Annotated in this window: 8 protein-coding genes; 2 read left to right on the top strand and 6 right to left on the bottom strand. The window is 46.7% G+C overall.

From position 1 onward, the window contains the following. Window positions 1-245 precede the first annotated feature (245 nt). Complete coding sequence (locus tag IKG78_RS16775) at window positions 246-878, bottom strand: hypothetical protein (protein WP_290945605.1); 633 nt, start codon at window positions 876-878, stop codon at window positions 246-248. A gap of 270 nt (window positions 879-1148) precedes the next feature. Then, complete coding sequence (locus IKG78_RS16770; RefSeq protein ID WP_290945604.1) at window positions 1149-1322, bottom strand: hypothetical protein; 174 nt, start codon at window positions 1320-1322, stop codon at window positions 1149-1151. Between the two features lie 84 nt (window positions 1323-1406). Here IKG78_RS16770 and IKG78_RS16765 point away from each other — a divergent pair, with 84 nt between their 5' ends. After that, a complete protein-coding gene (locus tag IKG78_RS16765; protein ID WP_290945602.1) occupies window positions 1407-1751 on the top strand; it encodes a hypothetical protein in 345 nt (114 codons plus the stop codon). A 16-nt stretch (window positions 1752-1767) separates the two neighbouring features. Further along, the gene (locus tag IKG78_RS16760; RefSeq protein WP_290945601.1) at window positions 1768-4338 is read left to right on the top strand and encodes a U32 family peptidase; all 2571 of its coding nucleotides are present in this window, start codon (window positions 1768-1770) and stop codon (window positions 4336-4338) included. A 52-nt stretch (window positions 4339-4390) separates the two neighbouring features. Here the strand turns inward: IKG78_RS16760 and IKG78_RS16755 are convergent, their stop codons facing one another. From IKG78_RS16755 to IKG78_RS16740, 4 genes are all read right to left on the bottom strand, one after another. Next, window positions 4391-5836, bottom strand: a complete 1446-nt coding sequence (locus IKG78_RS16755; RefSeq protein ID WP_290945599.1) for an ATP-binding protein — start codon at window positions 5834-5836, stop codon at window positions 4391-4393. 222 nt (window positions 5837-6058) lie between these two features. Next, on the bottom strand, window positions 6059-9223 hold the full coding sequence (locus IKG78_RS16750) for a hypothetical protein (protein WP_290945597.1): 3165 nt from the start codon (window positions 9221-9223) through the stop codon (window positions 6059-6061). A gap of 61 nt (window positions 9224-9284) precedes the next feature. Then, the gene (locus tag IKG78_RS16745; RefSeq protein WP_290945595.1) at window positions 9285-10388 is read right to left on the bottom strand and encodes a hypothetical protein; all 1104 of its coding nucleotides are present in this window, start codon (window positions 10386-10388) and stop codon (window positions 9285-9287) included. Window positions 10389-10464: 76 nt separating this feature from the next. Next, window positions 10465-10684 (bottom strand): hypothetical protein (locus tag IKG78_RS16740; protein ID WP_290945593.1); only part of this gene is annotated, 220 nt, incomplete at its 5' end.

The raw sequence follows: 10684 nt of genomic DNA, 5'->3' as shown, positions 1-10684 counted from the left end.
CTTTTTTAGGTTGATTTGTGGTTATTTCAAATCTAAAAATTGGAACATCCTATTTTTTTATTCCCTTAAAGGAATTTGCGAAAGAAAATATACGTTACCCTCAAAAGAGTTAACCTACTTGTAAAATATATCGAATGCAACCATTTCGAGGGTATCGGCAAGCCTGATGCTTTGAAAGATTACGAAAACATCAAAAAAAATCCCAGTCCGGTTGGACTGGGATTCTTTGCAAATTCTCGTGAGAATTAAGCTTCTTCGGAGAGTTCCGGAGCCTTCTTGATCACGTTGCGGCGGCCATAGCGGACCTTGGACGGATCAAAGACGTTTTCGGCAGGAGCTTCAGCCGGAGCGGCTTCAGCAACCGGAGCAGCCGGAGCGGCTTCGACAGCCGGGGCAGCCGGAGTTTCAACCGGAATACGCGGAGCAAGCGGACGGCGAGCTTCGGCGACCGGGGCTTCAGCAGCCGGTGCAACCGGAGCGGCAGCTTGTTCAGCAGAAGCGGCAGGGGCTTCTGCGTTAGCTTCACGATGCGGGCGTTCCGGACGACGTTCGCGGCGCGGGCCACGATCCGGACGCTGATGTTGTTCGTTGCGATCGCGTGTTGCAGGAGCCTGAGCAGCCTGCTGATTGCGATTGTCCTTATTGTTGTTAGCCGGACGTTCCTTGTTCTGACGATTTTCCTTGTTATTGCGTTCACCACGCTGAGCCATTTCCTGAGCGCTGATCGGGCGACGAGCGGACGGTTTCAGGTTCATGTCCGGGGTGAGCTTCTTGAAAATCGGAGTACGAAGCATGGTAAGGAGTTTGTTGACCTTAGTCAGGATAACAATGCACAGAATCACTGCAACAAGTGAAAGTGCGAGAGCGATTATTTCCATCAGGGCACCTCATAAAGTAAGGGTTGAACCGCACATGCAAGCTGGAAAATAACCTGCATGCGGGGTGACCGGAATTCGGGTTAATTAAAGACCATCTTACTAGCGCCTCCTTGGAGACTTGACGGTCGCAGGGCTTCACGTGGGAAGCAGGATTGGTTTTCGCCTTGGCGACAAACCGGGGGCCAGTCACGGACGCAAATTTATAAAAATTTTCACTGGGAAAGAGTGCAAAATTGACAAATTTATGCCAAAAATGAAAGTTTTTTGCACTTATTTCATATCCAACGACTTGAGAGAATTGTCCATAGCCTCTTTATGGGCGTTCAATGAATCCAAAGTAGCCTTGAGAACTTGGACTTGACGTGCCAGACGGGCATTTTCTTCCGTAAGCGTTGCGATTTTATATTCTGCTTCTTGATTGGAGCAGCCGGCAAAAAAAAGCATGAAAATGCAAACAAAAGACGACAAAATAAGGGATTTTTTGACCATGCGGTAAAATTAGAATTATTTTTTATATGGGGTATTACGATGCTTGAACAAATATGGTTTAATTTTAAACAGAACGGCTATTGCGGTTCCGTTTCCACGCTGGATAAAACCGGAATTCACCTGAAATCGGATCCGGGCTACGATGACCAGCACATTCACGAAGCCATTCATCAGATGGATGAAGAATACACGTACGTTAAAGTTATCCATGAAGGTTACAAAGGGGCGCAAGATATCCTCGAAGTTTCTCTTGGGAACGATCAGCAAGCGAACAAAGACGCACTCGACAATGCTATTTTAGAGGGATTGGCCCACTTGCATATTTTTCGCGAGACTCAAACCGGAGCCGTCGTGCAGTTCGGTTACAAGCTAGACGAAGCGTAAATTCTATTTTTTACGCATGAACAATCCTGAACTTCTTTTGCCTGTCGGTACACGCGACATGCTGGAATCCGCCATCAACAACGGGGCGGACGCGGTTTACTATGGTGTGCCGCACTGGAACGCACGTGGCCGGACCGAAGATTTTTCATTTGAAGATGTCGAAGAGATGATCCGCTACGCAAGGCTTCGCGGCGTAAAGACGTATCTTGCGATGAACATCCTCATCTTCGAGAGTGAAATTCAGGAATTGCCGGAATTTTTGGAACGCTTGATATCGTTAAAGCCGGACGCATTCATCATTCAGGACATCGGGCTTGCAAGGCTCATCAAGGCCATCAGTCCAGAACAGGAAATCCACGCGAGCACGCAAATGACGCTCGCGAGTTCCGAAGCTGTGAACTTGGTCAAGGACATCGGATTTTCAAGAGCAGTCCTCGCTCGCGAACTTTCAGCAAAGCAGATTGCGCAAATCAAGAGCCTCACCGACCTAGAACTAGAAGTTTTCATTCACGGGGCGCTTTGCGTCTCGTACTCGGGCCAGTGCCTCACCAGCGAAAACTTTGGCGGGCGCTCAGCAAACCGCGGGCAATGCGCCCAAAGTTGCCGCCTCCCCTACCGCATTTTTGTGGACGGCAAAGAATGGAAAGACCCGAAGGCACGTTACTTGTTCAGCACACGCGACCTGTGTGCACTCCCCAAACTTGAAGAACTCAAGGAAATCGGCGTGGAATCGCTCAAGGTCGAAGGGCGTTTGAAAAGCCCAGAATACGTGGCCGCCGTTTCGCACGCCTACCGCAAAGCGCTGGAAAAAAATCGCCTAACCGCGCAGGACCTGGAGCCGCTTGAAGTTTTATTCTCACGCGGGCTCAACACAGGCTGGCTCGATGGAGTGAACCACCAGGAACTCGTCGATGGATCATTTTCGAACCACCACGGTGAATTTATCGGAACCGTTGTTCAAGTGGAACGCGGCGGCGTGATTGTAGAACTTGAAGACAAGCCTGTTCCATGCACTTTATTGCCGGGCGACGGGATTTTATTTGAGGAATATAGGGCAGAGCCCGAACCGCGTCAAACAGGAAGCCGACTGTACAAGGCAACATGGAGAGCTTCGGCGCACGATACAAGAAGCGCCAAGAATGCAAGAGAAAATGCGCGCGGAAGCGCCGGGAAGTCGCAAGTTCGTCTGGAATTCGGTCGAGAATTCAACTTGCGCAAAGTCAGCTACGGCATGAAGGCTTACCGCAACGACTCCCCCGCTCTCGAAAAAGAACTCCACAAGACTTTTACGGACAAGAGTTTCGCCAAACACATTCCCGTGTGCATGACACTCGAAGGAAAAATCGGCGAACCGCTCAAGCTCACGATTTCAAGCGACAATTGCGCGGTCACCGTCAAAGGCGCCATCCTCGAAGCCTCCCGCAGCGAAGTCGCACTCGACGCACTCCAGACAATCGCAAAGAAAGAACTTTCGGCACTCTCCGCAACCGCCTACGTTCTCGACAAGATCGAAATCAAGTTGCCTGCAAACGCATTCCTCCCCGGCAAAGTTTTGCGCACGCTCCGTCAAGAAGCTGTACAAGCATTTGACGAAAAACGCTTGCAATGGAAAGAACTAGCTCCTTCTGCAGACAACGGTCGCGCGTTCCTACACAGCGTCGCGAGCAGCACAAATACAGTCGCGAGCACTCCCGGCAGCACAGCAAGCACACCCAAGCCCCGCCGCACAATTACCGTTCTCGTCCGCCGTCCCGAACAAATCGATGCACTCCAAGGCCTCGACATCGACAAAGTCGTCATGGATTTTGACTGGGGCGTCAAATACGACGAACCACTCGAACGCATCCACAAGCTCGGTTTTGAAGCCGGCATCGCTACGCTCCGCATCCACAAGCCCAGCGAAAACCATTACATCAAACAAATTCTCACGCTCATGCCGGAATTTGCACTGGTGCGAAACCTCGGTTCGCTCGCGCTTCTCAAAGATTCTGGAATCCCGATGGTCGGCGACTACAGCCTGAACGCCACCAACAGTGCAAGCTACGATTGGCTCTTGGCACAAGGCCTCGAAAAATTGCACCCGTCGTGGGACCTCAACAGCACCCAGCTTTTTGACTTGCTCAAGAACATTGACGGAAGCAAACTTGAACTTGCACTGCACCAGTATATGCCAGCATTCCATTCGGAATACTGTGCCTTCGCACGCGCCCTCACGACCGGTCGCCGCTTTCCCGAATGCAAAAAGATTTGCACACAGCATAAAGTCGAAATTTTAGACCACAAGGGCGAACGCCACTTTTTGCAATCCGATGCCGAATGCCGCAACACGCTCTTCGTCGGCAAGCCGCAATCGGCCCTCAAGCTTTTGCCAAGGCTCATCGCGCAAAACGTGAACAGCTACCGCCTGGAGCTTTTGGACGAAGAACCCGAATCCGTCCGCCGCAAGATTGACATTTATACACAAGCCATCCGCGGCAAGCTCGACATCGACACAGCCATTTCAAAAGCAGGCGTCGAAGAAAAGTACGGACTCTCCGAAGGCCAGCTGTTCAATCAAAGCGTCTGGCAAGACCGGAAGAAAGGGTGAGATTAGTGATTAGTAGGAAGTAGGAAGTGGTGTAGTTTTAGACCATATAACTTTACTTTAGCTTTACAATATCATCAAGACTCACTAGATGAAGATTGCGGTTCTTGCGAACTTCATCGTTAAGTTTTTCCACAAACCCGGATTCGGAAAAAAGGTAATAGTAAAATTCAGCTTTTTCTTTCTGCGGAGAAAGCTTCGTCTCCGTATCAAGAAAATCACCGTAAGTAAACGGCTTGCCCTTGAATTTACATTCACCCACAAGATACTTGCCCTTATCAGCGGATATCGCAAGCAGGTCAATTTCCGTTTCTTGAACATCCGTCTCATCGCTACGACGTACAGTTGTTTTACCCCACCAGCGTCCCATTCGCTTATAACGGAACGGCAGTTGCCCCGCCTTCTGTTTTTCTTGGATGTATTCACGGCAAACATCTTCAAAAGAAAAAGATGCGAACTCATGCAAGGCGGGCTTAACGACATGCTCAAAAACGCCGTCAACATCGCCGCTTTCCAAATCAGAATAGTTAGTGAATACAAATGCATACCAAAAGCGGAAAAAATTGTCTGTCAGACGATAAAGTCCGCGATTCCGATTTCTCACTTCCTTTATGCCATCATCAACAGAAAATTCACGTTTCACGATAGAAAGCTCTATCAAGTTTTTTAGATAAACACTAGTCTTCGAAGTGTCGTCAATAAGCGATTTTTTGCTAATGTCATTCAGTTTGGTTGCCCCAAGCGCAATGGATTCAATAATGGAATTGTAGAGAATTGTTTCACGCAACTCCTGCCGAAGCAAGAATTCCACTTCGCTATAAAGTGCACAACCCTTAGTAAGAATGTTTCGCTTGATGTTTTCTTCAAGAGATAAGTCGGAATCGAATTGCCGCAGATAATGCGGAATTCCTCCAAGTATAGAATAGGCAACAATCTTGTCTCGAGCGGAATATTTTGGAAAAAACTGCGTTGCATCGTAAAATTCCATAGGCTCCATCTTGAAAATTCCCGTAGCCCGTCCGTAAAGCGGATTTTTCTCGGCAAGCAATTCCTTTTCAATAAAACTCATTGCGCTGCCGCACAGGACAATCATGACGTTTTCGTTTTTCAAGCGTTCATCCCAAAGGGCTTGTAAAACGGACGGAACGCTGCTGTTGTACTTGCACATGTAAGGGAACTCGTCGATAACCAGCAGTTTTTTCCGTTTGCCATAGGGCAACTCCGAAATAGAGCCCAAAGCCGTTTCCCAGTCATCAAATTCGGAGATATATTTCGCTGCCGGAATTTTTTCTTGCAATATCTTCGAAGAAAAGCTGCGTAATTGCAACTTGTCAGACACTTCTCGGCATGAGTAGAACACATGCGGTTTGCCTTTGCAAAATTCATGAAGCGTTTCCGTTTTGCCGACACGCCTGCGCCCGTAAAGCACAACAAGCTGGCCGCCTTTACTTGCGTATCGATCTTCAAGAAACTGTAACTCTTGTTTTCTGCCAATGAACATATTCTACCCTGCGCCTTTTCAATTACCAAATCACGATTTACTAAATCACGATTTGGTAATTATTATACATTATTTTCAGCAAAAAAACCAAGAGACGATTCTTATTTTACGCAAGCGATCCTCTCCGAAGGCCAGCTGTTCAACCAAAGCGTCTGGCAAGACAGAAAGAAAGGGTGTGATTAGTAGGAAGTAGGAAGTAGACAGTAGGAAGAGATGTAGTTTTCACACCATAACGACTTCTATGTTATTTGCAAGAATTGATGTTTTATCGTAAAAGAAATGGATTGCAAAGGAGATTTCGTCCACTGCTTCATCGGAGTTTGGTCTATAAAACACCTTAAACGATATCGGATAAAGCCACGGACTCACGGCTAAGTTCAAATATTCATCCACAAGCATTCGGGGAACAGGCACGTTCTTTTTTTTGCGGTAAACTTCGCCATTCGCATAAGTCTTATGGTATTTCCAGCCATTTATTTCAGGAAGCGTCTCCTTATACGGCATGGAGGCAACCCCTTCAATCGGCTTTTGCAACAAGAACAACGTCACCATATACGGAGTATTCGCTTTCAATTCCACATGAGGCGAACCATGTGTCCAAATTTCTTTCAAGCCCAGGGACTTTTTGCGGTTTTCGTCAATAGAAATCCATTCTATCGAATAAATGGACTTCACATTAAACAATTTTTCCGTATTCACATTTAACGGGAACGCAATGGGGAAATACCCCTGAGTCAAAAATTCTCGATTGAATACAACATCATCAACGGTTAGCCCGTATTTCATTTTAACAGCGTGAAATTCGCCATTTTTGTCTTTGGAAATATTGACCGAAGATGGTTCGTAAACGAAAGGACTCCTTTGGATAACGCGAGAACGAGGCGAAAGTCCACAAATAACAACACCGTCACATTCACCATTATTACCAGCACCAATACTTCTAGGAGCTTCGATTCCCTTTGTCGCAGTAACTTTAGTTTCACGCCCCCAAATATTAATTTTTCCGACAGAATAATAATAAACGCCACCTATGCCAGCAGCATCGCCATGCCCCGTCGCAGAGACAACGCCCCCACAGATTGTAATATTACCAATAGAATAACCACACCCACCCCCAATACCAGCACTATTAAAGCCACCCACAGCAGTTATAGAACCACCACAGATAACGATATTTCCGCCCTCACCCACGACATCGACTCCACTACCCCCTATAGCGGCAGCATTGTCCCCACCATGAGCAACCAACGAGCCATCGCCCTTGATTGTAAGCGTTGTGTCTTTGGGCCCCACACGAATTCCTGCGTATTCATTTTTCGCAGTCACAGAATTTTCACCTTGCAAAACAATGGTGCAATGGCCTAAACAAGTAATCGCATTCCACCCTCTTGTGCTAAAGCCCTCACCGGCACCTCGACCTGTAATGTGGATATTGTTGAGTGTAACCGTAGCTCCATTTGCAATGGACAACTCATAATCTTCGTCCAAAGTCCCAGTCAGCACAGTTCCATCTGCAGCAACATAATTTCTTTTTAGTTTGGACACATTGCCATCGAACCATTGAGCATAAAGAGTCACAACAGCACCATTTTCAGCAATATCCGTCAATAGACTTTGTTCATCAAATGCAATTCCAGAGCCGTCTTTTTGAGTATTCCAGCCTGCAAAGAAAAGATGCTTATGCTTAAAACCATTGGGAGCCAGTGGAACAGCACCAGGGATAACACGTTGATTTTCCATTGAGCCTTCGACTTCATCAATGTTAGCGTCAAATCGGGCTGTGTAAACATCACCTTTATAGACAAAAGATTTTGATTCCAGTTTTCCAACTTCAAAACCGTTTATTGTTACGTTCCCACAAGAGCCGTGACGGCCAGACCCAATACAGCAAGAAGCTACTGAAAAATGCGGATCTGTCTTCGCAACAAGTTTTTTCACACCATCGGTAATCGTAATGTTTCCGACAGAGCCATTCAAGCGGCTTCCTATTCCCGCTCCATAACCATCGCATACAGCTTCAATCGAGCCACCACAAAGGAGAATATCTCCAACGTCAGATAAACCGCCTCCAATACCAGCTCCGTTGCCGTTTCCACGAGCAATAAGCGAGCCATCGCCCTTAATTGTAAGCGAGGAGCCCTTCGGTCCAGCATCGATGCCCGCAGAGTGACAACCTCCTACAATTTCGTTCGAACAGCCATCTGCAAGAACAATCGTGCAATTGCCCAAGCAGTCTATTCCCGGCCATCCCGGTGGACACACCGCATCATCTGGAGCAACATCATAACCGCGAATGGTCACGCCATTAAGCACAACCGTAGCACCATCCGCAATCGAAATTTTGTGTTTTCCAATAAGCGAACCCGTCAATTCATCGCCATTTTGTGCAACAAAATCTTGAGTGAGGTTATCCAAAATAATTTTATGAGTCCGTGCTAGTTTCTGCTCAGATTGTTCTTTAACCGAACCTTCATATACAAAGGGGCTCGTCTCGATACTTTTCTTTGCATATCCAGCGATATCGACCTCGCGGCAAGCGCCTAAATAGTGAGCCCCAATGCTAAATTTAGCGAACTCGCCCTTGATTGCAGTCACTTTCGCCGTTTCGCAAATTTTTATCGATCCAATGGTCGAATCATTTCCGCCACCGATGCCGGCACAATTCTTTCCGCCAGTGGCAACAACAACTCCCCCACGGATTTCAATTTTCTCAGCAATTCCCTTGACGCCGCATCCAATACCGGCACCATCATCGCCACCAGTCGCAATGACTTTACCGCCACAGATAACAATTTCTTTGGCCTTGCCATAACAACCGCTACCGATACCGGCACAAGTTTCACCACCCTTGGCAGTAATCGTCCCTCCATTTATTCTGATAATTCCGCAAGAGCTGCCGCCGATTCCAACGCCTCGGACTCCTCCATTGGCAGTAATCATCCCGCAATTGACAACAAGTTCATCTAAATGACTGACTCCGATGCCTGATCGATTTTCACGACCTTGAGCAGACAACGAACCCGGCCCCGTAATCGTCAGTTTTAAACAAGAGTGGACACCATCGTGGCCCTCTCCGCCAACAACGCGATTTTCGCCTTTCAAGTAAAAGATGCATTTGCCTAGGCAAGTAATCCCCGCCCATCCATTTTCGCCATCCAGCCCTGTAATGTTCACTCCGTCGAGAGCGATCCGAGCATCGCATGCTACCGAGACCTTGTATTTGCCGACAAGCGTTCCCACCAACCGATCTTCGTCTTGAGCCACATAGTCGCTCGTCAACTTGGACAAATCGACTTTGTGCATGAATGCAGTCGGGAAGAAAATTCGAACGCAAAACTTGAATATGTAAATGACGATGTTAAACCAAGATGAAATTTTTGAAGGCATGGGCGATTTTCCTATTACACATGTCACCCCGGATTTATTCCAGGGTCAGTTTTACAACAAACTACTTTTTCGGTTTATAAGTAAAACTACTTTTTTCAATGCATTCCGTTACTTTACCACCAATCGTTATTGAGCCTACAGAAGATACACCTTGAAAAGTGCCGCCACCGACTCCGATACAACAACGAGCAGGAGGAGTTTTACCTCTTGTCGCAGTAACTTCAACGACATCATCGGTAATCGTTATTGATTCAACGGATGTTGAACAATCCTTGTAATCGGGCCAGCCAGTGCCAATGCCAGCAGCACAGCCAGCCCCTTTAGCAGTCACAGAGCCTCCGCTAATCGTAATCGACTTCAAGGATGATTTGCCATTACAGGGATCAGAACTTTCACAGCCCACAGGTCCAGTACCAATACCGGCACCACCCAAGCCACCCTTCGCCTCGACAACACCTCCTTTTATCGTGACATTACCCATAGAGACTTCAGAATTGTAGTTAGCTCCCGTACCAATGCCAGCCGCTAAATATCCGCCTTTAACTGTAAGCGATCCGCCATAAATTATGACATCGCCATAAGTAGCCTTTTTCGCATTTGTGACACATCCTCCGCCAATGCCAGCACGATACCGAGCGCCAACCACCTTTATCATTCCATTCTTGATTACGACATTACCGCAACTCGAATTATCTTCGGCCCCAATACCAACCCCATATTCGCTGCACACATTAAGCGAACCGTTACCATCAATAGTCAGAGTTTTCCCCTCTGGAACAAAAATGCCTGGCCAGCTGCAACGATCACCTTTTACGGTGTTAAGAGTATTTTCAGCAAGAATAATAGTGCAATCGCCTGTGCAGAAAATTGCATTGACTTTCGCTTTACTAAGCGTCACCGTAGCACCATCTGCTATTATAATTTCATATTTGTCTGCAATTTTGCCAGTCAATACATCGCCATCTTGAGCAACATAAGCAATGAATCTTGCATGAGCAATGAATTTTGTATATGCAAAAGCATCTGCATCATGCGACTCTTCGTTATCTTTTATTATAAGTTCGTAATCACTTGCTATTTTGCCGGTCTGCGTTCCGCCATTTTGACCCGCATAAGTCAACTTGGCAAGATTAACTGTGTTTTTTGAATTTTCAGATAAAGACATTCCACCTCCAGAAAGAACTGTTACTTTTGCAATATAGCAAACAAAAGTTCTTTCTGTGAAGCACTAGCCACATTTATCAATCACGAATTCTAATAACCGAATCTTCCCTAAGTGCACTCATTGCGTTTTTATCAAAGAATAAAATAGAGTCATTCTTTTCAATTTCACCAAATTCAACCGATATTTTTAAATTTTCCAAATCGGACCATGGCCAAGGATAGAAAATAACGCTATCTCCCGGGTTCAATCTCACTTTTTCACTCCATGCGGAATCCTGTGGATTATCACCTATTAAG

Source organism: Fibrobacter sp. (assembly GCF_017545445.1).
Lineage (GTDB): Bacteria > Fibrobacterota > Fibrobacteria > Fibrobacterales > Fibrobacteraceae > Fibrobacter.
The sequence above is the reverse complement of the archived record's forward strand: the minus strand, read 5'-3'. Positions and strand labels throughout refer to the sequence as shown.